Annotated in this window: 22 protein-coding genes; 14 read left to right on the top strand and 8 right to left on the bottom strand. The window is 34.4% G+C overall.

Annotation, left to right across the window (positions count from 1 at the left end):
- The first annotated feature begins 73 nt into the window (after positions 1 to 73).
- Both ON07_RS11085 and ON07_RS11080 read left to right on the top strand, forming a co-directional pair.
- Positions 74 to 1,834: an aromatic amino acid hydroxylase gene (locus tag ON07_RS11085; protein ID WP_010231326.1), complete on the top strand. Its 1,761-nt coding sequence runs from the start codon at positions 74 to 76 to the stop codon at positions 1,832 to 1,834.
- Between the two features lie 198 nt (positions 1,835 to 2,032).
- Complete coding sequence (locus ON07_RS11080) at positions 2,033 to 2,653, top strand: YybH family protein (protein ID WP_010231324.1); 621 nt, start codon at positions 2,033 to 2,035, stop codon at positions 2,651 to 2,653.
- 2 nt (positions 2,654 to 2,655) lie between these two features.
- Here ON07_RS11080 and ON07_RS11075 read toward each other — a convergent pair whose 3' ends face one another.
- The 3 genes from ON07_RS11075 to alaS form a co-directional block, all read right to left on the bottom strand.
- A complete protein-coding gene (locus ON07_RS11075; protein ID WP_029331852.1) occupies positions 2,656 to 3,270 on the bottom strand; it encodes a DUF4230 domain-containing protein in 615 nt (204 codons plus the stop codon).
- A gap of 410 nt (positions 3,271 to 3,680) precedes the next feature.
- On the bottom strand, positions 3,681 to 4,622 hold the full coding sequence (locus ON07_RS11070; protein ID WP_010231320.1) for a GSCFA domain-containing protein: 942 nt from the start codon (positions 4,620 to 4,622) through the stop codon (positions 3,681 to 3,683).
- Positions 4,623 to 4,658: 36 nt separating this feature from the next.
- Positions 4,659 to 7,274 carry an alanine--tRNA ligase gene (alaS, locus tag ON07_RS11065; RefSeq protein WP_010231318.1) on the bottom strand — a complete coding sequence of 872 codons (2,616 nt, stop codon included), beginning with the start codon at positions 7,272 to 7,274 and terminating at the stop codon, positions 4,659 to 4,661.
- A 131-nt stretch (positions 7,275 to 7,405) separates the two neighbouring features.
- Here alaS and ON07_RS11060 point away from each other — a divergent pair, with 131 nt between their 5' ends.
- From ON07_RS11060 to ON07_RS11040, 5 genes are read left to right on the top strand one after another with little or no spacing between them, the layout of a single operon-like run.
- The gene (locus tag ON07_RS11060; protein ID WP_010231317.1) at positions 7,406 to 8,383 is read left to right on the top strand and encodes a M23 family metallopeptidase; all 978 of its coding nucleotides are present in this window, start codon (positions 7,406 to 7,408) and stop codon (positions 8,381 to 8,383) included.
- A complete protein-coding gene (locus ON07_RS11055; RefSeq protein WP_010231316.1) occupies positions 8,383 to 8,712 on the top strand; it encodes a MerR family transcriptional regulator in 330 nt (109 codons plus the stop codon). Before ON07_RS11060 ends, ON07_RS11055 begins: the two co-directional genes overlap by 1 nt.
- 1 nt (position 8,713) lies before the next feature.
- The gene (locus ON07_RS11050) at positions 8,714 to 9,313 is read left to right on the top strand and encodes a LemA family protein (protein WP_010231314.1); all 600 of its coding nucleotides are present in this window, start codon (positions 8,714 to 8,716) and stop codon (positions 9,311 to 9,313) included.
- An 8-nt stretch (positions 9,314 to 9,321) separates the two neighbouring features.
- Complete coding sequence (locus ON07_RS11045) at positions 9,322 to 9,762, top strand: TPM domain-containing protein (RefSeq protein WP_010231312.1); 441 nt, start codon at positions 9,322 to 9,324, stop codon at positions 9,760 to 9,762.
- On the top strand, positions 9,763 to 10,563 hold the full coding sequence (locus ON07_RS11040; protein ID WP_010231310.1) for a TPM domain-containing protein: 801 nt from the start codon (positions 9,763 to 9,765) through the stop codon (positions 10,561 to 10,563). It begins immediately after the preceding gene.
- Between the two features lie 235 nt (positions 10,564 to 10,798).
- On the opposite strand, the gene der is transcribed toward ON07_RS11040, so the two are convergent.
- The 3 genes from der to serA form a co-directional block, all read right to left on the bottom strand.
- Positions 10,799 to 12,106, bottom strand: a complete 1,308-nt coding sequence (der, locus tag ON07_RS11035) for a ribosome biogenesis GTPase Der (RefSeq protein WP_010231308.1) — start codon at positions 12,104 to 12,106, stop codon at positions 10,799 to 10,801.
- 145 nt (positions 12,107 to 12,251) lie between these two features.
- On the bottom strand, positions 12,252 to 12,836 hold the full coding sequence (locus ON07_RS11030; RefSeq protein WP_010231306.1) for an RBBP9/YdeN family alpha/beta hydrolase: 585 nt from the start codon (positions 12,834 to 12,836) through the stop codon (positions 12,252 to 12,254).
- Positions 12,837 to 13,023: 187 nt separating this feature from the next.
- Positions 13,024 to 14,916, bottom strand: coding sequence for a phosphoglycerate dehydrogenase (gene serA / locus ON07_RS11025; RefSeq protein ID WP_010231305.1), 1,893 nt, complete (start codon positions 14,914 to 14,916; stop codon positions 13,024 to 13,026).
- A 480-nt stretch (positions 14,917 to 15,396) separates the two neighbouring features.
- Here serA and ON07_RS11020 point away from each other — a divergent pair, with 480 nt between their 5' ends.
- From ON07_RS11020 to ON07_RS11010, 3 genes are read left to right on the top strand one after another with little or no spacing between them, the layout of a single operon-like run.
- The gene (locus ON07_RS11020; protein ID WP_010231303.1) at positions 15,397 to 18,489 is read left to right on the top strand and encodes a SusC/RagA family TonB-linked outer membrane protein; all 3,093 of its coding nucleotides are present in this window, start codon (positions 15,397 to 15,399) and stop codon (positions 18,487 to 18,489) included.
- A 3-nt stretch (positions 18,490 to 18,492) separates the two neighbouring features.
- Positions 18,493 to 19,704, top strand: a complete 1,212-nt coding sequence (locus tag ON07_RS11015) for a SusD/RagB family nutrient-binding outer membrane lipoprotein (protein WP_029331851.1) — start codon at positions 18,493 to 18,495, stop codon at positions 19,702 to 19,704.
- Positions 19,704 to 19,994 (top strand): SusD/RagB family nutrient-binding outer membrane lipoprotein, encoded by a 291-nt coding sequence (locus tag ON07_RS11010; RefSeq protein ID WP_029331850.1) that lies wholly within the window; start codon positions 19,704 to 19,706, stop codon positions 19,992 to 19,994. The genes ON07_RS11015 and ON07_RS11010 overlap by 1 nt, the downstream gene beginning before the upstream one ends.
- Before the next feature lie 110 nt (positions 19,995 to 20,104).
- Here the strand turns inward: ON07_RS11010 and ON07_RS17960 are convergent, their stop codons facing one another.
- Positions 20,105 to 20,239 (bottom strand): lipid-binding protein, encoded by a 135-nt coding sequence (locus ON07_RS17960; RefSeq protein WP_394330133.1) that lies wholly within the window; start codon positions 20,237 to 20,239, stop codon positions 20,105 to 20,107.
- 5 nt (positions 20,240 to 20,244) lie between these two features.
- Entirely contained in the window at positions 20,245 to 20,379 is a 135-nt protein-coding gene (locus ON07_RS17480) for a hypothetical protein (RefSeq protein WP_010231301.1), read from the bottom strand.
- Positions 20,380 to 20,884: 505 nt separating this feature from the next.
- Between ON07_RS17480 and ON07_RS11005 the strand changes: the two genes are divergently transcribed.
- From ON07_RS11005 to ON07_RS10990, 4 genes are all read left to right on the top strand, one after another.
- Positions 20,885 to 21,586 carry a hypothetical protein gene (locus tag ON07_RS11005; RefSeq protein WP_033445091.1) on the top strand — a complete coding sequence of 234 codons (702 nt, stop codon included), beginning with the start codon at positions 20,885 to 20,887 and terminating at the stop codon, positions 21,584 to 21,586.
- The gene (locus tag ON07_RS11000) at positions 21,567 to 21,995 is read left to right on the top strand and encodes a helix-turn-helix domain-containing protein (protein WP_010231296.1); all 429 of its coding nucleotides are present in this window, start codon (positions 21,567 to 21,569) and stop codon (positions 21,993 to 21,995) included. The genes ON07_RS11005 and ON07_RS11000 overlap by 20 nt, the downstream gene beginning before the upstream one ends.
- Positions 21,996 to 22,240: 245 nt before the next feature.
- Positions 22,241 to 23,005, top strand: a complete 765-nt coding sequence (locus ON07_RS10995; protein ID WP_010231292.1) for a LytR/AlgR family response regulator transcription factor — start codon at positions 22,241 to 22,243, stop codon at positions 23,003 to 23,005.
- 1 nt (position 23,006) lies between these two features.
- Positions 23,007 to 24,116 (top strand): sensor histidine kinase, encoded by a 1,110-nt coding sequence (locus ON07_RS10990; protein WP_010231290.1) that lies wholly within the window; start codon positions 23,007 to 23,009, stop codon positions 24,114 to 24,116.
- Positions 24,117 to 24,611 lie beyond the last annotated feature (495 nt).

Below are 24,611 nucleotides of genomic sequence, written 5' to 3'. Positions count from 1 at the left end.
TCCAACTGCTAAACAATGTATATTTGATTTCGTATTTTGTATCTTTATTCTCTCAATTAATGAGTTACTTACTATGTTAGAAAAAATTGAATCTAATGAAATTTTAGATAGGCTACCCGCGCATCTGAAGCAATTTATTAAACCACAGGATTATAGCGAATATAGTGCGATAGATCAGGCGGTTTGGAGATATGTGATGCGTAAAAATGTGCAATATTTAAGTAAAGTAGCTCACAAATCTTATTTGGATGGTTTAAGACAAACCGGAATTTCCATAGATCATATTCCCAATATGTATGGAATGAACAGGATTCTAGAAGAAATTGGTTGGGCAGCAGTTGCCGTAGATGGATTTATTCCTCCGGCTGCGTTCATGGAATTTCAAGCTTACAATGTGTTAGTTATTGCCAGTGATATTAGACAAATAGATCATATAGAGTATACGCCTGCACCAGATATTATTCACGAAGGTGCCGGTCATGCTCCAATTATCGCAAATCCGGAGTATGCGGAATATCTACGAAGATTTGGTGAGATAGGTTGTAAAGCTATTTCTAATGCGAAGGATTATGAAATGTACGAGGCAATTCGCCACTTATCTATCATAAAAGAAGCAGAAAACACTCCCGAAGAGGCCATTAAAGCTGCGGAAGAGAAAGTAGAATTTTTGCAAAATAATATGGGAGCTCCAAGTGAAATGGCACAAATAAGAAATCTTCATTGGTGGACTGTAGAGTATGGCCTAATAGGAACGGTAGAAAACCCTAAGATTTACGGAGCTGGATTATTATCTTCTATAGGTGAAAGTGCATGGTGCATGACAGATAAAGTGAAGAAGCAGCCTTATTCTATTGAAGCTGCTAAACAGGAGTTTGACATTACAAAGCCACAGCCACAATTATATGTAACCCCAGATTTTGCCCATTTAAGCAGTGTCTTGGAAGAATTTGCTAATTCTATGGCGTTAAGACGTGGAGGTTTGGAAGGATTGAATAAATTAATAAATTCTAAAATCCTAGGGACTATAGAGCTAAGTACCGGCCTACAGATCTCTGGAGACTTCACTAATGTGATAGAAGCAGATAATAAACCGGTATATTTCCAAACTACGGGAAAAACTGCATTATCCTATAGAGGAAAAGAGCTCGTGGGTCATAGTACGCAGAATCATGCTGAAGGTTTTGGATCCCCAATTGGATTATTAAAAGGGATTAACCTTGCCATAGAAGATATGAGTCCACGCGATTTAAAAGCCTACGATATCTATGAAGAAAAGGAAATTTCTTTCGAGTTTGAAGGAAATATAAAAGTAAGTGGAACCATTGTTACAGGAACCCGTAATTTACAAGGGAAAATTATCCTTATAAGATTAAAAGATTGCACAGTTACTCATGGAGAAGAAATCCTATTTAAACCAGCATGGGGACATTACGATATGGCAATAGGGAAAAACGTGATTTCAGCATTCGCTGGTCCTGCAGATCCTTTGTCATTTGATCTTATAACTCACACTCCTTCTAGCACAACCATTAAAAGCAAGAAAAATGAGGAGAAGCTCGAACTTGAAACATTATACGAATCTGTAAGAAATAGTAGAGAAGGAAATAACACGAAATTTTCACTTCAAGCGGCTTTCGATCTTGTTAAAAAGCACCATTCTAACGATTGGTTGCTTTCAGTAGAAATTTATGAATTAGTATTCCATCAAGATCCAAAACTTGCTACAGAGATTAAAGAACATCTCGATCAATTAAAAATTCGCAGACCAGATGTTGCTCATTTAATTGATGGCGGATTAGAATTAATTGAGAACGATCTTGTTTTGGATTCATAAAAACATACAATCATATTCCTCCATAAATCCTATTAATTAAATGATTGATAGGATTTTTTTTAGTAGAAATTTTAATGGTATTTAATTAAAATTCTTAAATTTATACTTTATCAGCTTAGATAGCTGATAATTACATTCCCTTTCCCAATAGATTTTCCCCGAAAAATTTTTACTGAATAGTAATTAATACTTGTAACTATGAAAAGTTCAATCTTTTTTCGTGTCTTATTTGCGTTGTGCATTTTACTACTTTGGAACTGTCAACAACCAAATGAAAATAAAGAAATTTCAAGTAGCGAAGATCCAAAAGATGTTCGAAAAATAATTGATAAGAAAAACGATCAATTAGAAATTTGGCTTAAAGAGGGAAATATAGATTCCGCAGCTACGATCTTTGCCGAAAATGTAATACAAATGCCACCGCACCAAGAGCCCATGGAAGGCATGAATCAATTTAAAAAGTCCTGGAAAGAAAATGTTGGGTATGGAAACTGGGATTTTAAGATTGAAGCCCAGGAAGTAAAAGTTTGCGGCGCAATAGCAGTAGAGCGTGGGGAATATGTTTTAAATTTCTCCCCTAATGAAAATGCTCCCATGCCTGCATTTAAGGATGAAGGTAATTATGTAGTGCTTTGGGAAAATATTGATGGAGATTGGAAAATTGTATGGGATGCGCCGGTAAGTAAAACTCCTATGCCGAATTCTATGCCCGAAGAAAAAGTAGAAGAAGTGAAAGTTACCAACAGCGGTGAGCGTAGTTCACGAATTAGAACAAGGAACTCAACTTCTTCAAGTGAAGCTAATGCATTGAAAAGATAAAATTAAATTTTTAAGGCTTCCATCGCGTCCGAACTTTCAATTTTGTTACCATTATATTCCAACGTCCATCCCATAGTATTGGTCAAAATATATATTTTTTGAAGCTCGCTAATCAATCTATTTTTTGCATTAGACTTAAGATTCGACTTTTCTATTTTCGTTCGTAAGGACTTTTGTATTCGCTTCTGAATACTATTATAATCCTCTGCTTCAAACTGATTTAGGTAATCCTGAGTTACATCGTAATATTGGATATTAGGATTTATAGAAATTTCTTCTTCGGGAATAAAAGTGATAGTAACAGTCTTGGTCTCGGGATTGATTTCGGTTTTAAGCTTACTAAGATCGTAAGCGATACTTACATCTGCATTTACAATAATCAATGCTTTTTTTCGAGCAGAAAGTACATCTAAATAGAATTTCTTAGAATCTTTATAAGAGAATACCTGCGCAAAATTCCCTTCTGTAACCACTAATTTTCCAACATTCTTGATTTGCTTTTGTATCAAATCGGTGCTTTCAATTAATTGATCTCTGTCCTTCTGCTTATTATCGAAGTATTGGTAGGCAATAAACCCAATGATTACTAAAACCACCACAAGTAAAACCTTTCTCATATCAAAAACTTTTGATGCAAGATACAAATATGTTTAAGTGGTACTTAGTTAAATAAAAGTGAAGAAATGGCATAAAAAAACTAATGGACGGCCCCACCCGTCCATTAGCTAATAATTCTAAAATCTACCCCAACAAATTTTAGAAACTAAGTTTTAAATTGAAATCAAAGTTCACAATGTGAAGAATGATTTTGCTTTCAAAACTTAAATAAATTTACAAAAAAATATATTTGAAACAAGAAATAAATATAAATTTTCTCGTTAAAATTTTAAGAGTCAAGGATTTAGAATTCAACTTATCATCGAGTTATTAACAATTCCGTTTAAGCGTTAAATGCATAATATCCCGTACAATTTTTCTCCAAGAATTGAATTATTTAAAAGAATTTTTAAAATTCGCTGTAGGAATTTTATCTTTTAAATCGAGAATTTTTTTTTTCCAAATCTCTTAAAAACTCTTGATGCTTTTCTGAATTTTTATTGAAGGGTTTGTGGCCTAAACCTCGATGAATAGTTTCGATAGATTTAAATTTTTCTGAAGCTTTTTTTGATACCCAAGCTTCTGTGAAACGTGACCATATATAGTCTATAGCCAAAGAATTGGGATGAACCATGTCTTCCGAATAAAATCTATAATCTCTTAATTCATCCAGCATAATCTCATAAGCTGGAAAGTAGAAACATGCTTCTGTATTTACATTTTTCTGGCTTGCTATAAAATTATGAATTGCCGCGATCAAGTGCGCCTTACTTTGTTGGTTTTCAATAAAGCCATCTTTAAGATGTCGTACGGGAGAAACCGTAAATATCAATTTAACTTCAGGATTTATTGTTAATAACCTTTGCAATACATTGTTAAAAACAATCTCATTTTTTTTAACCGATAGTAGTTCTTTTTTAAAGTTTTTCTGCTCTATTTTGTGACAATTAGCGACAGATCTATCGGTTTTCAACTCTTTATAATGCCAAGAAGTGCCAAATGTGAATATAATATGAGTAGCATTTTTAATAAAAGTACGCGCTTTTTGTATACCATCATTTAATTGAAATAGTAATTCTTCTTTACTAGAGGAATTCATACAAGAATGAGCATCAAAACAGTGCCATTGTTCATTATGAAAAAACACATCGTCTTCTTCATAACTATAATCTCCTGCAACTTTTTCAATAAAATTACCGATTGCTTCCGGGTGGTAAAAAATCCCAAACGGGTTTCTAAGATTCTGAAACTGAAAATAATCCAGCTTTTCTCCAATATTTTCAACAAAACAAGATCCTAATAATAAGATCTTGGAAGTATGATCTATTTTAGGCTTTTGATCTAATATGGGTACAGATGTGCTGAATTTCATTTTTCTTGTATCTCTGCTCCTATTATATGAAAGCTTTTATCCTACAAAACTCTTAGCGTTTTCTAGAGCTTCTGCAATTCCTTGCGGATTCTTACCTCCGGCAGTTGCAAAGAATGCTTGGCCTCCACCGCCACCTTGAATATATTTCCCCAATTCTCGAACAACCTTTCCTGCATCTAAATTCTTCTTCTTTACCAACTCCTTGGAAATGTAACAAGACAATAAAGCTTTCCCATCATTTTCTGCAGCCAATAATAGAAATAAATTGTCGTTATTTTCACCTAACTGAAATGCAAGATCTTTAATTCCGCCGGCATCTAAGTCTACTTTTTTAGCTAAAAAAGAAATTCCATCAATTTCAGTTAATTCTTTTTGCAATTCTCCCTTAAGATCCTTTGCCTTTTCTCTTAATAAAGCATCAAGTTGTTTCTTTAAACTAGCATTTTCTTCTTGGATATTCTGAATTGCTTTTAAAGGATTATTGGTATTCTTTAATTCTGCTGAAATCTCATTCAAAACTGCCGTTTGCTCTGTGAAGTAAGACTTAACAGCATCTCCCGTAATGGCTTCTATCCTTCTAATTCCTGCAGCAACTGCACCTTCGGAAACAATTTTAAAATACCAGATCTCACCTGTGTTTTTTACATGGGTACCACCACATAGCTCCATGGAGCTTCCAAATTTCACAGCTCTTACAGAATCTCCGTATTTTTCTCCAAATAAAGCAATCGCTCCTTGATCTATAGCTTCATCATAAGTTAAATTACGTTGCTCGTTTAATATAATTTGTTCTTGAATCCTTGCGTTTACAAAATGCTCCACCTTCATTAATTCTTCTGAAGTAAGCTTGCTGAAATGGGAAAAATCGAATCTTAAATATTCATGATTCACCATAGAACCCTTTTGTGCTACATGGGTTCCAAGCACATGCCTTAATGCCTGATGCAATAAATGGGTTGCAGAATGATTAGCTTCTGTTCTTCTTCTTTTAGTAACGTCTACCTTCGCCATTAATAAACCAGACAAGTCTTTAGGTAAGGTTTTAGTAAAATGGATAATTAAGTTATTCTCTTTTTTAGTATCTACAACTTCAATCTTTTCAGCATCCAGACTTAAAAGAACTCCTTTATCTCCAACTTGTCCACCACCTTCCGGATAGAAAGGAGTTTTATTTAATACTATTTGAAATAATTGACCGTCCTTCTTACTCTCTACTTTTCTATACCTGGTAATTTCTACAGGTGACTCTATAACATCGTATCCAACAAATGGATTAGCATCTTCTTTCCCACGAACAATCCAGTCTCCTGCTGTAACTACAGATGCAGCTCTGGATCTATCTTTTTGCTGTTTTAATTCAGCATTAAATTCGTTTTCATCTAAATTATAACCACGTTCTCTTAAAATAAGTGCCGTAAGATCTATTGGAAAACCAAAAGTGTCAAAAAGTTCGAATGCTTTTTTTCCTGAAACCATTTTGCCATCAGTTTCTTCAATTATCTTTTCCAGCAATATAAGTCCTTGATCTAAAGTTCTTAAAAAGGACTGCTCTTCTTCTCTAATAACATTTTCTATTAACGATTTTTGAGATTTTAATTCCGGGAACGCTTCTCCCATCTGATCGCTTAACGTAGCAACCAATTTATGGATAAATGGCTCTTTGGTATTTAGGAAAGTAAATCCGTAGCGGATAGCTCTCCTTAAAATTCGTCTAATAACATATCCTGCTCCGGTATTACTTGGTAATTGACCATCTGCGATTGAAAAAGATACTGCACGTATATGATCTGCAATTACTCTAATAGCGATATCAGTTTTTTCTGAATTGCCATATTTGCAAGTAGTTACTTTTTCTATTCTCTCAATTAATGGAGTAAAAACATCGGTATCGTAGTTGGACTTCTTATCTTGAAGCACCATGCATAAGCGCTCGAATCCCATTCCTGTATCTACATGCTGGGCTGGTAATTTTTCTAAGGATCCGTCTGCTTTTCGGTTAAATTCCATAAAAACAAGATTCCAAATTTCGACCACCAGTGGATGATCTGCATTTACAAGGTCTCTTCCAGGAACAGCTGCTTTTTCTTCTTCGCTTCTTAAATCTACATGCATTTCGGAACATGGTCCACAGGGCCCCTGATCTCCCATTTCCCAAAAATTATCTTTTTTGTTTCCGTAGATAATTCGTTCTTCAGGAACAATTTCTTTCCAAAGATCTAGTGCTTCCTGATCTAATCCAAGATTATCTCCATCTGTAGATCCTTCAAAAACAGACACATATAAAATATCTTTATTCACTTTAAAAACCTCCGTTAAGAGTTCCCAAGCCCAATGAATGGCTTCAGACTTAAAATAATCGCCAAAACTCCAATTCCCTAACATCTCGAACATGGTATGATGGTAGGTATCCATCCCCACTTCCTCTAGATCGTTATGTTTTCCACTAACCCTAAGGCATTTTTGAGTATCTGTAACTCTATTATGCTTTGGCACGGTATTTCCTAGAAAATATTCCTTAAATTGGTTCATTCCAGCGTTGGTAAACATCAAGGTTGGATCGTCCTTAATGACCATTGGAGCAGAAGCAACAATTTCATGGGATTTAGATTTAAAAAATTCGAGGTATTTAGAACGTATCTCTTGAGAATTCATATGCTGAAAAAAGTCAAATAATTAATTAATTGGAAGGTGAGAAAACAATTTTTATATTTGTTCGTTACTCATTACCCATTGCATAGTTTTTGCATGATTATATACCCGCAAAAATAGCATAATTTTAATATATGTCGAAGGTTAAATATTATTACGATAGTGACACACTTTCATATAAAAAAATAGAACATAAAAGTGGAAGAAAATTTGGTTTTGCCCTTATTGGGATTGCCGGAGCCTTTCTCGCTGGTTTTATTTTATTGGTGATCTACCTTAATATTCCACAAATTGAGACTCCCAAAGAAATGGCTCTTAAAAGAGAATTGCAGAATATGCAATTGCAGTACAATATTGTCAACAAAAAAATGGATCAGATTGAGAATGTTCTGGCCAATGTAGAGGATAGAGATAATAACATCTATAGATTGTATTTTGAAGCAAATCCAATTCCAGAAGAACAACGCAAAGCAGGCTTTGGAGGGATTAACCGTTATAAAAATTTAGAGGGATACGATAACTCTAAATTAATTACAGAAACTAACCGTAGAATGGACATTCTTTCCAAGCAAATTGTGGTACAATCTAAATCCTTAGATGAAATTGCCGAGCTTGCTGAAGAAAAAGAACAATTATTAGCTGCCATTCCTGCAATCCAACCGGTGAAAAATGAAAATTTAAAGCGTATTGCTTCTGGGTACGGGTGGAGAAATGACCCTTTTACAAAAGTGAAAAAATTCCACTATGGAATGGACTTCACCTCGCCTAGGGGCACACCGGTTTATGCTACCGGAGATGGTCGTGTAGAACGTGCAGACAATAGATCTACAGGATATGGAAATCATATAAGAATAGATCATGGATATGGGTATACTAGCTTATATGCTCATCTTTATAAATATAATGTTCGAAAAGGGCAAAGGGTAAAGCGTGGAGATGTTATTGGGTTTGTAGGCAGTACAGGTAGGTCTGAAGCACCGCATTTACACTACGAGATCTTTATGAATGAAGATCGTATAAACCCAATTAACTTTTACTATGGAAACCTTTCTCCTGAAGAATTTGACCAAGTACTTATTAAAGCGCAACAAGAAAACCAATCTCTGGATTAATGCATATAGACTTACCGGAAAAAAGATATTATGCTATTGGCGAAGTTGCTGAAGCTTTTGGAGTGAACACTTCACTTATAAGATTCTGGGAAAAGGAGTTCGATGCGCTGAAACCAAAGAAAAATGCAAAGGGCAATCGATTATTCACTCCACAGGATATTAAAAATCTTGAACTTATTTACCACCTGGTAAAGGAGCGTGGTTTTACCTTAGAAGGCGCAAAAATTCATTTAAAGGAAGAAAAGAAGAAAACTCTTAGTAACTTTGAAATTATAAGAAAACTACAGACTATCAAGTCTGAACTAACAAAAATCAAAAACCAACTATAACATGAAAAAATGGCTTATCCCGACAATTGCAATTATTGTCTTAGGTATTATTATTTACAGTACCACTGTAGGATTTAACAACACAGCAATTGTAAAGCAGGAAGATGCTAGAGAAACTTGGTCTAATGTAGAAAGTTCTTACCAACGAAGAAACGATCTTATTGGAAACTTGGTAAAAACAGTACAAGGAGCAGCAGATTTCGAAAGAGGAACTCTTACAGATGTTATAGAAGCAAGATCTAAAGCGACTCAAGTTACTGTAGATCCAACCAACATTACTCCAGAGCAAATGGCTCAGTTCCAACAGGCACAAAGTGGAGTATCTTCAGCATTATCAAGGCTTTTAGTAACCGTTGAACGTTATCCTGACTTAAAAGCGAATCAAAATTTCTTTCAATTACAATCCCAATTAGAAGGAACAGAGAATAGAATTAATGTTGCCAGAGATCGCTATAATGCAGCTGTTACTGAATTTAATAAATACATAAGACAATTCCCGAATTCTATTTTTGCAGGTTGGTTTGGATTTGACCAAATGGTGAGGTATGAAGCAGACGCAGGTTCTGAGGATGCTCCAGATGTAGATTTCGATTTTAAATAGATCTTAAAATGAGTAAAGTAGAAGATTTTTTGACCAAACAAGAAGAAGAGGAAATTGTTGAAGCGATACGTCTGGCAGAAAAAGCTACTTCAGGCGAAATAAGAGTACATATAGAAAAAACCCATGGAGCTACAGATATTTTTGAGCGCTCCATGGAAGTTTTTCATCTGCTAAAGATGGATAACACTAAAGAAGAGAATGGAGTCCTTATTTATGTGGCTGTTGAAGATCGCGATTTTGTGATCTATGGCGATAGCGGAATTAACAATGTAGTTCCAACAGATTTTTGGGAGACCACGAAAGATGCTATTGTAGCTCAATTTAAGGCAGGTAATTTTAAACAAGGTTTGATAGATGGTATCTTAAAAGCCGGAAAAGAATTACAAAAACATTTTCCTTGGAACGAAGATGATACTAATGAACTTTCCAATACAATATCTAAAGGATAAATGCTGAATTCTAAATTTTCGTTTCTAATAACTCTTTTATTATTACTGTCATTTTCAATTGATGCTGTCGCACAATTGGATGTTCCGCCTAAACCCAAAAAGGAAACCAGTGTTTATGATTCTGCTGATATGTTAACTCCTTCTGAAGAGCAACTATTAGAACAGAAACTAATTAATTACGCAGACACTACTTCCACTCAAATTGTAATTGCAACTATAGAATCCTTAAACGGGGAATATATTGGGTTATATGCTCCAAAATGGGCTCAGGAATGGGGAATTGGGCAAGCAAAAGAAGATAATGGATTGTTGATTCTGCTTTCCAAAGCAGATCGAAAAATATGGATTACAACCGGTTATGGCTTAGAAGAATATTTAACCGATTTCACAACAAAAGATATTATTGAAAATATTATTCTGCCGGATTTTAAAAATGGAAACTTTTATGGAGGTTTAGATCAAGGAACTACAGCAATTTTTGAAGTATTAAACGGTACTTTTCAAGGTTCTCCTGTACGAGAAAATAAATCTACTGGCATTCCCATGAATCTAATAATAATGGGAATCTTCTTTGTGATTTTCCTTATTTCATTGGCCAAAAAGAATCGAAACAATAAAGGCGGACCTGGCAGCAGAGGCGGAATGGGAAGCACTTTATTAGATGCTATCATTTTAAGCAGCCTTGGAAGAGGTGGCTTTGGTGGTGGTTCCGGAGGAGGAAGTTTTGGCGGCGGAGGCGGCTTTGGTGGTGGCTTCGGCGGCGGAGGCTTTGGTGGTGGTGGTGCCGGTGGAAGCTGGTAATGTTACAGTGAGTAGTGAGTAGTGAGTAGTGAGTAGTGAGTAGTGAGTAGTGAGTAGTGAGTAGTGAGTAGTGAGTAGTGAGTAGTGAGTGAAATTAAAAAATCTACTGTTGTAGTTTAATTTTTACGTTAATTAAATAAGACCCTGAAACAAGTTCAGGGTGACCAGAAATAAAAAAATCCCAAGAGAATGAATTCTCCTGGGATTTTTTATGTTTAAACCCTCGACGAGGGAATTATTTCTTTCTGAAGTAAACCGATACCGGCACTCCTTTAAAATCATACTCTTCTCTTAGTTTATTTTCTAAATAACGCTTGTAGGGATCTCTTACATATTGAGGCAGGTTACAGAAAAATGCAAATTGAGGCTGCGGAGTTGGTAACTGCATACAGAACTTAATCTTTACATACTTTCCTTTCCATGCCGGTGGAGAATAACTTTCTATAATTGGCAACATGCGCTCATTTAGCTCGCTTGTTTTAATTTTCTTGCTTCTGTTTTTAAATACTTCAACAGCTGTTTCTATCGCCTTGAAAATTCTTTGCTTAGTTAATACAGAAATAAATATAATTGGCACATCTGTAAAAGGTTCTATTTCCTTTCTTATTCTGCGTTCGTATTCTTTCATGGTATTGGTTTCCTTGTCTTCAACCAAATCCCATTTATTAACCAAGATCACGATCCCTTTTCTGTTTCGTTGTGCAAGCCAGAAAATATTTTGTACTTGACCATCAAAACCTCTGGTTGCATCTAAAACAATTAGACACACATCACAATTTTCAATAGCACGAACAGATCTCATTACCGAATAAAATTCCAGATCTTCCTTTACCTTCGATTTTCTTCTAATTCCGGCAGTATCAACCAGATTAAATTCAAATCCGTATCTATTATATTTTGTATCTATTGAATCTCTTGTAGTTCCAGCAACATCGGTTACAATGTATCTTTCTTCTCCAATAAGTGCGTTTATAAATGAAGATTTCCCTGCATTTGGTCTTCCAACTACTGCAAAACGTGGCAATTCAGATTCTTCTTCATCTTCAACTTCCGGCAATACTTCCACAAGAGCATCCAATAACTCTCCTGTTCCACTTCCACTAGTACTAGCAATTGGATAAAATTCACCTAAACCTAAATTATAGAATTCGACTGCATTTTCCAGTCGTTTGGAATTATCTACTTTATTAACCGCTAACAATACCGGCTTATCTTGTTTTCTAAGCAAATTAGCCACATCCTCATCCATTCCGGTAATTCCAGACTCTACGTCTACCATGAAGATAATGGCATCTGCCTCTTCAATAGCAAGGATTACTTGTTTATCGATTTCCGATTCAAAAACATCATCACTACCCTTTACATATCCACCGGTATCAATAAGGGAGAATACTTGACCATTCCAGTCGGATTTACCATAATGACGGTCTCGGGTTACCCCACTTACCGAGTCTACAATCGCCTCGCGGCGTTGGATTAATCGGTTAAAAAAAGTGGATTTACCTACGTTTGGTCTTCCCACAATGGCTACTATATTGCCCATATCGACTTTAACTTTTATTAGGCTGCAAAATTAGGGCTTTTTAATGGATTTATAAGATAGAAAAACAGCTTGTGATTTAGAACCTAAAAAGCATTTTAAAATGACTTTTTTTTCGAAACAATAAATTTGATTTCGGATTTCTTTTCTAACAACTTTCTATAGAATCTAGAAACTGTACTAGTAATTTCTTACCGGCTTCCCAGGTTTTAAATTCTTCGGCTTGGCAGATATGCTGTTTATCTCCAATGTTTATCAAAGGAATCTGTAACCTTCCAGACCATTCTTCAGCAACTTCTATATCACACCATTCATCATTTTGGCTCGATACCATCAATCCCGGAACAGATAACTTAGTTTTCGGCATAGGTATAAATCCAGAGCAATCTTTTGGAAAATCATCACGTTCTATATCTGGTAATGCAACCATAAAAACACCTTTTACACCATTTAGTTTATTTAAATGATCGGCATGGATTATAGCACCCCCACCAAGGCTATGAGAAATCAAAATAATAGGTTTCTCGGCATATTTTTGAATGTATGAGTATAAATTTTCCACCCATGAATTCTTATCTGGACATTCCCAATCTTGCTGAATTACTCTTATGATATCCGGAAAAGAATTTTCCCAGTTAGTATGCCAATGAGTTTCCCCAGAATCTCCAATCCCCGGAACATGTAGGAATTGGTATTTTTCAGAATATTTTCTTAAGGCGTTATCATCAGTCATTCAGAATAGATAATTTATATATGTATATCCGTTTTTTATACTAATAGTTCTCTCGTCACCCTGAATTTATTTCAGGGTCTTAATATTGTATTGATTTACATTGTAATGAGATTCTGAAACAAGTTCAGAATGACGTCCTTTTTCAATTTAGGATACTTTACAAACAAAAAAAATATTTTTATTACTATTAATAAAGCACTCTAAACTTAATAGTGTGCTCTATCTTCTTTAGTTCCTTAATAACCTCTGTATCATACGCCTTATCTATATCAGTAATTACATACCCAATAGTCTCGTTGGTCTTTAGATATTGTCCAACAATATTTATATCGTGGGCCGCCAATATTTTATTGATTTTGGCAATGATTCCAGGTCGATTTAAGTGAATATGAATCAATCTGTGAGCGTTCTCTAAAATAGGTAGTTGTAGATTCGGAAAGTTCACCGAATTAGTTGTTCCACCTGTATTTATATAATCTATTATTTTTCCGGGAACAAAATTCCCGATATTTACCTGTGCTTCTTCTGTACTTCCTCCAATATGCGGAGTTAAAATTACATTTGGTAAATTTCTAAGAGCCGACTCGAAAGTGTCGTTATTCGTTTTAGGTTCCTCTGGAAAAACATCCACTCCAGCTCCCCTAACCTTTCCGGATTTTATATTTTGTTGAAGTGCTTCAATCTCCACCACATGTCCTCTGCTTAAATTCAAGAATATCACACCATCCTTCATTTGCTGAAACTGTTTTTCAGAAATAAGATTTTTATTCTCTTTTCTTCCGTCCACATGCAAGCTTACAATGTCAGATTTCTTCAGTAATTCTTCCATACTACTACATTTCGTGGCATTACCTAAGGCCAATTTCTCAGTAAGGTCATAGTAATAAACATCGAAACCAATAGCTTCCGCAAGAATAGAGAGTTGAGAACCAATATTTCCATAACCAACGATTCCTAGTTTTTTTCCGCGAATTTCAAAACTATTACTGGCAGATTTATCCCAGTTCCCGTCATGCATTTTAGAGATCTTATCCGGGAGATTACGCATTAAGAGAATAATCTCCCCTATCGCCAATTCTACTACAGACCTTGTATTGCTGAAAGGCGCATTAAAAACAGCCACTCCTTTTTTAAGACATTCTTCCAGATCTATTTGATTGGTTCCTATACAAAAGGCACCGACTGCAATCAATCTATTTGCGTTATCTAGTACTTTTTTGGTAAGCTGAGTTTTAGACCGAATCCCCAGAACTGAGACATCCTTTATCCTTTCAGATAATTCTTCCTCGTCCATCGCCCCGGTATAAATAGATACGTTATAGCCTTCGTTTTTCAATATTTTTAATGCATCTGGGTGGATATTTTCCAAAAGCATCACTTTAATTCTGTTTTTAGGATACGAAATAGCTTTATTCATTTTATGCACATAAAGAAATTCATCAAGACTAGGGGTTATATGATCGGCTTTTTGCAATACACTATCCCGTTCTACATTTTCCGTAAAAGCATAAAATTTATTGGCCAGACCGGCAGCCTTAATTTCATAATCTGTGTAGCCATCACCAATTACATAAACATCTCCTTGTAGATCCATAGATTTTAGTTGCTCTACCTTGCCGTTATTAGAAGACAGCACATTATCCTTATTGAATCCAATAATATTATCCGCATCATCAAACACAAAATCGTTGGCAAAAACATTTGACGCCTTTAGTCCGAGCTCTTCTACAATTGGGATTATAAATTCTTTGAAGCCGTTAGAAATTATGTAGATATCTTCTTTATTATCTGTAAGAAAAGCTTCATTTCTAACAAAGGAGGTGGAAATTCTAGTTTTTAAGGTTTCCACAAGTGGTGCAAGATGCTCTTTTTTCGCATTCAATAATTTTAGTCGTTCAACAAGCGATTCTCTAAAAGATAAGCCTCCTTCCATTCCACGATCTGTAAGAGATTTTAACTCCTCTAACTTCTTATCTTTATTCGCATCACCATTTAAGGAGATTTCACCTAAAATATCTAGAGCTTCTACCTGAGTAAAAGTGCTATCAAAATCTATTACGTAATTTCTTTTAGTCTCCATAAATCGCTAATTCTAATTTTTATTATATGCTGCCTAAAACTACTATTTTTCATTATAATTAAAGGTCTAGCAGCAAATAATTAAGTGGAAATTAACGATTGAATATTGACATCAATTATAATTATGAATTCAATAATTTGAAGTCGGTTTTTCTGAAGATTTTATATTTAAAAAGATAATAATTTTTATTTTGATAAAGAGATTTGTAACCTTCACATGTCTTTATTAAGTGATTAAAAAGATCATATTCAAACTCTGTTTCGCTTAAACTCATAGGTTTATTTATAATAGAAACTTCAAGAAAAAAGACAATTCAAAAATTCTTACTACTTTTAGAATACTAAGTTACTTAGTAACATCCTACCCTACATAAATTAAATAGATGACTGCTGTACAACATATTGTATGACAGGATTTTCAGCATTTTAATTTTGCCAATCAATTTTACTGAAATTTTTACCAACCAAAATTCAATAAATTATGAGAAAAATTATTACTGGACTAATTCTTTTATTTTGTGCTATTTCTTATGGACAGATTATTACAGGAAAAGTCACCGACCTAAATGGAACGCTACTTCCTGGGGTAACCATAGTTGTTGTTGAAACCAATAAAGGAACAACTACAAATTTTAATGGAGAGTACTCTATTACTGCCCAAGAGGGTAATACTTTAAAATTTACATTTATCGGTATGCGTACACAAAATGTCACCGTTGGCAATAGCTCCACGATAGATGTTGTTTTGGTAGACGATATCGAGCAATTAAATGAAGCTGTTGTAACGGCATTTGGTATTAAAAAAGAAAAACGATCCGTAGGTTATGCCGTCCAAGAAGTCGGGAACGAAGAGCTAACCCGAAATAATAATACCGATGTATTGGGTGGACTTCAAGGTAAAGTTGCAGGGGTTAATATTAATGCAAGTAGTGGTGCCGCAGGAGCGGGTTCCAGCATTATTATTCGAGGTATTACCTCTCTTAATCCAAATGCCAACAATCAGCCCTTGTTTGTAGTAGATGGGATTCCAATTAGTAATGAGGCACCAACGGGAAGTTTATTACCAAGTACGGGTTCTAATGCTCCTTCTAGTGCAGAACAATTTTCATTCACCAACAGAGGGGCAGATATAAACCCTAACGATATAGAAAGTGTTTCTATCCTAAAAGGCCCAGCGGCTACAGCACTTTATGGTTTAAGAGCCGCAAATGGGGTGGTACTTATAACCACTAAAAAAGGAAAAAGTGGAGAAACTCAATATAATTTTAAAACTTCCTTAGGTGTAAACGAAGTAAGCGTGGTTCCAGAAGTACAAACCAAATGGAGAGAAGGTCGAGGTGGAGAAATTGTTTCTATTCCCAACGATAATGCTCCTGACGGCTATGATTATAACGATGGAAGAACTTTCGGGTTTTGGAGTCTGGGGCCGGAGTATGCTGCTGGGGAACCTATCTATGATAACTTCCGCGATTTCTTTAGAACAGGCCTTACTTTCAATAATTCCTTTAGTGCAAGTGGCGGTGGGGAAAGTTATACGTATTTTGGATCTCTTTCCAGATTGGACGACAAAGGTATAGTGCCAAATACAGATTTTGACAGAACTTCGCTCAAACTCTCTGGTTCTATAAATATCACAAATAAGTTTACAATAGATCCTTCCATTTCTTACATAAGATCTGAAGGGAGATTGCCCAATGGAGGAGATAAATCTATAATGAGTTCTCTGTCCTACTGGACTCCTACTTTTGATGTGAACGATTATTTATTACCCAATGGAAATGAACGAAATTATACCGCTGGAGTGGTAGATAATCCAAGGTATTTTGCTGAAGTGAGTTATTTGGACAGCCAGGTAAATCGAATTCTAGCTAATACTCAGTTTAAATATGAATTTACAGATTGGGCTAGTGTACAGTATCAAATTGGTATAGATAATTACCACGATTCCAGGCGAAGATTCGTTCCGCCAGATATAGATCCTGGTTCTGCTACAGAAGGATTTATAGTGCAAGAAGGCCTAAATTACAATGAACTTACCTCAAATTTATTTGTAACACTCTCTCATGAATTTAATGAAGACTTTTCTGGAAGTCTCTTAGTAGGAAATCAAATTTCTGATATCGAGACGAGACGACTTACTAATCGTGCAGAAGGATTAAACCCTGATAACTTGGGTTCTTTTGAGGAAGCTACCAATTTTTTTACCGATGAAGGTGGGACAGAAAGAAAAATAGTTGGGTTGTTTGGGGACTTACGGTTGGACTACAAAAACACCTTATACCTAAACATTACCGGAAGAAACGACTGGTCTTCTACGCTACCCAAGGAAAATAGAAGCTTCTTTTATCCATCTTTCAATCTAAGTTATGTACTATCTCAAACCTTAAGAGATTCAGAAAGTTTACCGGAATTTATAACCTATGCTAAATTAAGAGCTTCCTATGCCGAAGTTGGAAAAGATGCACCACCGTATGTAGGTGTTTATTATGATAATCCGAATAATTTCCCATTTGGAACTGTAGATGGGTTTTCAAGGGATCGAGAAGGAGGTTCCAATCAATTAAAACCTGAGCGCACTTCTGCTTTGGAATTTGGTACAGAGCTTAAGTTTTTTGAAAACAGGTTGAGTTTTGACCTTACTTATTATATACAAAAGAGTAAAGATCAAATATTACCGGTTCCTGTGGCACAGTCGTCAGGATTCGACACTTTTGTGCTGAATGCCGGTGAGATAGAAAATAAAGGTTTTGAAGCCTTAGTAAATATTGTACCTATAAAAACCGATGATTTTAACTGGGATATCACATTAAACTTTTCTACAGTAGATGCTGAAGTATTATCCCTTCCGGAAGGAATAGATGAAATAATTTTTGCTGATAGCGGTTTTGCGGGTGTGATCTCTAAATTAGAAGTTGGAGGTGCTCCGGGCGACCTTTTCGGTTATGTATGGGAACGTGATGAAAACGGAAATAGAATAATCCAAGAAGATGGTTTTCCAAGAGTTGTTGCAGATAATCCATCTGACAGAGTAAAAGTTGGAAATGCATTACCAGACTGGACAGGTAGTATTGGTAGTAGCATTAAATACCAAGGCCTTGCTTTATCTTTTTTATTAGAAAGAAAAGAAGGTGGAGATCTTTATGATTCTGGGCAACGTAATGGTATAAGAAACGGGAATTTAAAAATTACTGAGTTTAGAGATGAAGAAATTGTCTTAGAAGGAGTTCTAGAAGATGGATCTCCAAACAATATTCCGGTGGTAATTACAGAAGATTACTATCGAAGCTCTTCAATTTATAATAGAGCTTCAGAAATACTTGTTCAAGATGCTTCTTGGTGGAGGTTAAGAAATGTAACCTTATCCTACGACCTGTCTCAAAAACTATTAGAACCAACATTCATAAATAGTTTTACACTAAGTTTTACAGGAACAAATCTTTGGATAGACACTCCTTTTAGGGGCTACGATCCGGAAGGAAGTCAATTTAGTGCTGGAACCAATGCTTATGGATTTACCGGATTGAATATTCCAAATACAAGAAGTTACTTATTTGGTATTAATTTAAATTTTTAGAAAATGAAAACTATAAAAAATATCATACTCTTACTACTATCAGTTACTGCGATATATTCTTGTGATGATTATCTTGGAGATAATCTAGACCCTAACAAAGAGTTGTTGGAAAATCTGGAACCTAAAGATTTATTATCTACAGCTATAGTAAATACATCAAGTGCCTTTTATAATGTTGCCTTAGGAATCACTCAATATTCCCAACAAATTGCTTCATATTTTGAGCCTAGTGCAGATACTCATGAGGAAACTCAATTAACCCAAGCATGGAATCTTATTTATGCTGAAACGCTACCAGACCTGAATGCACTTATATCTTTAGTAGATAATGATGCTAACAATGCATATGTTGGAATTGCAAAGGTACTACAAGCAATAAACCTAGGCTTGGCAACAGACCAGTGGGGAGATATCCCTGCCTCTCAGGCCACAATGGGAGAAGAAGATTTTACTCCATCTTTTGATTCTCAGGAATCTGTATACAATCAAATCAATACATTACTAGATGAAGCAATCGCTATTTTTGATGCTACAGGAACTTCTAGTGTGGGAGAAGAAGACCTCATCTATAATGGAGATCTTTCAAAATGGAAGAAAGCAGCTTATTTTTTAAAAGCTAGGTATGCTATTCATTTAACTGAAATAGATCAGAACACAGCTATCACCCAAGCATTAGCTAATGCTGCTAGTTCATTTACGAACAATGCAGATGATTTTCAACTAAATTATAACACAAGAAATTTTAATCCGTGGTATGCCGGGGTTGTATTGCCAAACAATACAGGGAATTTCTCAGTACTACTTTCAGATCAAACAGTAAGTTTAATGGATGGTTCAGCCATTCCATTTTCATCTATAGATATAGATCCAAGATTGCCGCTTATTACTACAATTGGTGAAAATGATACCGAATACTTAGGAGCTTTAAATGGAACCGGTGGAGTTCATGAATTTGGAGCAACAGAGGATGATCCTAATATTAGCGCAAATACAGATTTTGGAGCAGATAACTTTTATTCTTCTCAAACTGCCCCGATCATTATGGGAAGTTATGCCGAATTAAAGTTTATTGAAGCTGAAGCCTTATTTCTTCAAAATGGTGGGACTCCAACTTCTGTGGGAAGCACTGCTGAAGCTTATAATGCATATTTAGAAGGAATTCAGGCCAACATGGATAAATTAGGAGTTTCTGGCGTAGAGAGTGTAGCTATTTAATGGATACTTCGGTAGGCGTAGGAGCAGATAATCTCACACTTGCTTTGATAATGCGAGAAAAATATATCGCTACCTTTCTAAACCCGGAATCTTTCGTTGACTTAAGAAGGTATGATTTTGATCCTAATGTCTTTGTAGGGTTAGAATTACCATTTAACCATAACGAAACTTTAAATGGTGAGTGGGTTCGAAGAGCACAATATCCATCTACAGAACAAACGAGAAATGGCGAAGAGGTTAGTAAAGTGTTACAACCAATTAGCGTTGGAGTCTGGTGGGACAAAGACTAATTTTTTTCAGCATAATAATGAAGCCCGGTATGAAATTCAATTTTTCATACCGGGCTTATTAATGCTAATGTAGTTTTTTCTTTATGTTTTATTGATTAATTGTTAGTTAATTACTCATCCTCTAAAAATCCTGTTCTTCTATAACCTGTATATGTCCAAACGTCATCTGGAACATCAGAAAATACTGCAGTAAAATTGATACTATCTGTTACTGTGCCGCTTGGTGCTGTTGCTCCATAGGTAATTACTTTTAATGATTTACTCCGGGCAATGGTAAACCTTCCTCATTTGAGACGGTTCCTGTTACCATTTTTTCCTGTGCTAAGGTTAATGTTACCCCAAAAAACATAAATACCACTAACATTAAGTAATTTTTTACTTTCATAAATTAAGATTATACAAATTAATTTGAGTGAAAGCAGTTATAAATGGCAGGCAGAAGAGATATTTTTTTGGCTAATTCAAATATCAGTTCAAATAAGAAAACAAATCAGTAATGAACATCTCTGTAAGAATAACAACGATGATCATTGGTGCAGTATAGAACGCTATTCCTGCCTGCCATTATATAATTTGCTGAAGTAAATGAAGCGAATAATCCTAAAGAAAATGTTAACACTTATCTAGGTTTACGAGATTCCCGAAGTAGATTTACGGATTATGGATCTAAATACACAGAACCCTTTGGCAGTTAAATCCAACAGACCCCCAGATATAATCAAAACACAGTAACTAACCGATTATCAGTAATTTATTTAAATTAAATTGCTTTTAAAAATGGTAGAGTAAATTTAAATTCCTAATTTTAACCAGTTAGATTTACGAACACCCTGCTATAATTTCAATAATTCTACTCAAGTTATCAGTATTAAATTTTAAAAATTTAAGAAATGATGAATATTTGGGAAGTAATAGCAGCAGCTTTTTCTATTCAAGCACTTTTTATGGCTTTAATGCTCCTTTTTCATAAAAAGGGGGATAAAACAGCTAATCTTATCTGGAGTGTCTTCTTACTCCTTTTTTCTTTCAATATATTTTATAATGTATTATATTGGACTGGATCCCATTTGGATCTCACTAGAAGATTAAACTTTGTTTATTTTATACCGCTTTCGCTGTATGGACCCTTGTTTTATTTCTATGTAAAGCGAATGCTGCTCAAGAGTTTAATAAAATGGAAAGAAGTTTTACTCCATCTTATCCCAACATTTGTGGTATTCATTCTTTTTACTCAATATTATTTATTGCCATTAGAACTTCGGGATCTTCTCAATTCTCAAAATATGCTGGATACCTATTTCCCAATAGCACCTAATATTGTTGCCTATTTATTGAGCCTAGTGCTTTTAATGTATGGGCTTTTTACATATGCCTATTTTAAAGAGCATTCCGTTTCCAACAAACGCGTGAATAATTGGATTCGGGTAATTTGCATTTGTTTTCTTTTTTTCTCCATTTCATGGGCCTCTTATTATGTTTTATCCTACCTAAATATAATTATTAAGGAGTACGATATTGCATTAACCTTTGCGATGATAATTTTTGTGATCCTTACTACTTTTTTTTGGATATATGCATCCGGAAATATTTAATGGTAGAACTTTATCTGAAGTCTTATTAATTAAAAAGTATGAAAAGTCCGGGTTATCAAAATCTTTATCTATAGACTACAAGCAAAAACTGCTAAACTATATGGAAGCAGATAAGCCCTTCATCAATAACGATCTCACCTTGAATGATCTTTCTCAAGCGATAGGGGTTTCTAAACACCATATGTCTCAAATTATAAATGAGCATTTTAACATGGGTTTCTATGATTTTATTAATAAACACCGTGTGGAAGAAGCGGTTAAAATATTAGAAAATCCTAGAGTAGAATTAAATATTACAGAAACTGCTTATCAATGTGGATTTAATAACAAAGTTTCTTTTTATAAAGCCTTTAAAAAGTTTACGGGGACGGTACCTACAAATTATTTAAAGAGAAGTATTGCTCACTAATATTTACTTTTTTCAACAATTATTTCTAACGTAGAAATATCACCGCGCTTCAATTCATAATTATTTTTTTCCAAGAACTCTTCAGGTCAACAGATTCAAGGAATATAAGTGAGCGCCTAATATAAATATTCAAGCTATCCTCTTACTGCATTGAAACTCCAGTATGCTGAAGTGAAAGGCCACCACTATCTCAAATTAAAACTAATAATTGATTAAATTGCAGTAGATGTTAATTCTGCAAAATCATGAAAGCACTTATAGTAGATGACGAAACATTAGCTCGAAAACGAATTTTAAACCTCCTAACAACCGTAGAAAAAATTACGGTAATAGAAGAATGTTCCAACGGGAAGACAGCTATACAAAGGATTAATGAGCTTAAACCAGATCTTGTATTTCTGGACATTAACATGAAAGACATGAATGGTTTTGAGGTGTTGCAAAACGTAACGATCACACCTAAACCTATTATTGTATTCGTTACTGCATATGATCATTATGCACTAAAAGCATTCGATTTTGAGGCATTCGATTTTCTTCTGAAACCATATCGAGATGAGCGTTTTTATAAAACCATCGATAAATTACTTAATCTAAGTCAACCGGAGATCGATCTCAATTTTGAGAAGAAGATGAAGGAGTTTTTTAAATTGAATGAAGAAAAAAAGGAAGCTAAAGAAGCGGCCAGTAGATTGCCTGTAAAACAAGGACATCGCACTATCTTATTAGACCCTTCAAAAATAAAATACATATGTGCTTCAGGATATTATGCAGAAATCTATACCGAAGAAAACAAGTATGTTTTAAGAGAATCATTGAAGAAATTAATCAAAGTATTGAATCAGAAAATCTTCTTCAGAATTCATAGATCAGCCATAGTAAACATCAATTATATTCAAGAAATAGTTCACTCAGATTATTCTGAACTGGATGTGAGAATGAAAGACAATAAATTAATTAGGGTAAGTAAATCCAATAAAAAGGATTTTTTACTTCAACTAGGAATTTAAAATGAATTTATTACACTTTAAGAAAAAATATATAGATGGCAGATTAATTTTATTGCTAGCGGCTTTCTACACCCTCTTTTATATCGTTTTTATTTCCAAAACGCTTTATATGCGTGCTTATGTGTATAAAGAAGTTAAGTATAGCATGTGGGAAATCATTATTCACGGGTACTTGGTAGACTGGGTTATAGTGATTGCTTTTATGTCTTTAATTGCTATTAGCACTAAAAGATTAATCGTTAAAAAAGTGCCCTGGAAAAATATCTTTTTATTGCATTTATTGCTTTCCATATTTATAGGCGTTATAATAAGAATCGTGGTTATTTTTTATAGTGTATTAATGGGAGAACTTAGTTTAAACGATCTAAATTGGAGAGATAACGTTACTAGTTTTATGCATGTTGTAGATCTCAATTTTCTAATCTATTTCGCCATGATCCTAATTATATATGTTTATTATTATATAGATCAAATTCGGGAAGTAGAGGAAAAAAGAGGCTTATTAGAAGCGCAATTATTAAATACCAGAATGCAAATGCTCACTTCTCAGTTACAACCTCATTTCTTATTCAATACCCTAAACAGCATTTCTAGCTTAGTAGAAATCGATACCAAACTTGCTAAAGATACAATAGCCGATTTAAGTGACTTTTTGAGAGAAATCCTGTACAACAGTGATGCGAAATTTATCACATTACATAAAGAACTTACGGTTTTAGAATATTTTTTAAACATTGTAAATGTTCGATTTTCAGATCATTTAACTATCGAGAAAGAAATAGATCCAGATTTAATGAATGTTAATATTCCAGCGATGATTCTTCAACCAATTGTAGAAAATTCTATTAAACACGGTTATTCCTATGACCATACAGATCTTGAAATAAAAATAGCTGTACTTAAAAAAAATGGCCATGTTTTACTGAAGGTGGAAAACAATGGAAAACAAATAACTCAAGACACTCAAGAACTTATCAATAGTGGGGTTGGATTATCGAATCTCAAAGAACGTCTTTATAATTTATACGGAGACTCTCACAGCTTCATCATGCGAAATAAAGAAGATGGCCTGGGAGTTGAAACGCTTATAGAACTTCCTATTAAAGTTTAAAAAACTTTCTTCATACCATTACATTTAGGTGTATAAATAGAAAATTAAAGTCCTCTTTGTTTCATTCTTATTTAGGTGAAAATGAACAATTTTCTACTTACATGCAAGTGTTTACCAGTTAGTAAATTCAAATATTTAAGAACTAGAAAAGCCACTATACTTTAAACTTCATAAATAAAAACAGCGTAACTATCTTTTTCATCGGAGCATGAATAACCTATCTTCACTATAAATTCACCATATAGATTCTATAGTAATTCTAATTACATCTTCTGAAATCATCAAATGTTCCATTCAGCTTATTTACTTAAAGTTGTTTGGTGAAGCATCTCTAACTTTAACATAAAGGCTGTTTTTTTGAGCGTTGCCTAATGATTCCCTTTCCGCTAAATGCATTTATTTGTCTGTATGATTAGTAACAGATTAGGTTGAAGAAGAAGAAGAAGAAGAAGAAGAAGAAGAAGAAGATCTTGTATAAAAGACGCTGTTTAAAAA

The sequence above is a fragment of the Gillisia marina genome, assembly GCF_000258765.1.
Taxonomy (GTDB): domain Bacteria; phylum Bacteroidota; class Bacteroidia; order Flavobacteriales; family Flavobacteriaceae; genus Gillisia; species Gillisia marina.
The sequence above is the reverse complement of the archived record's forward strand: the minus strand, read 5'-3'. Positions and strand labels throughout refer to the sequence as shown.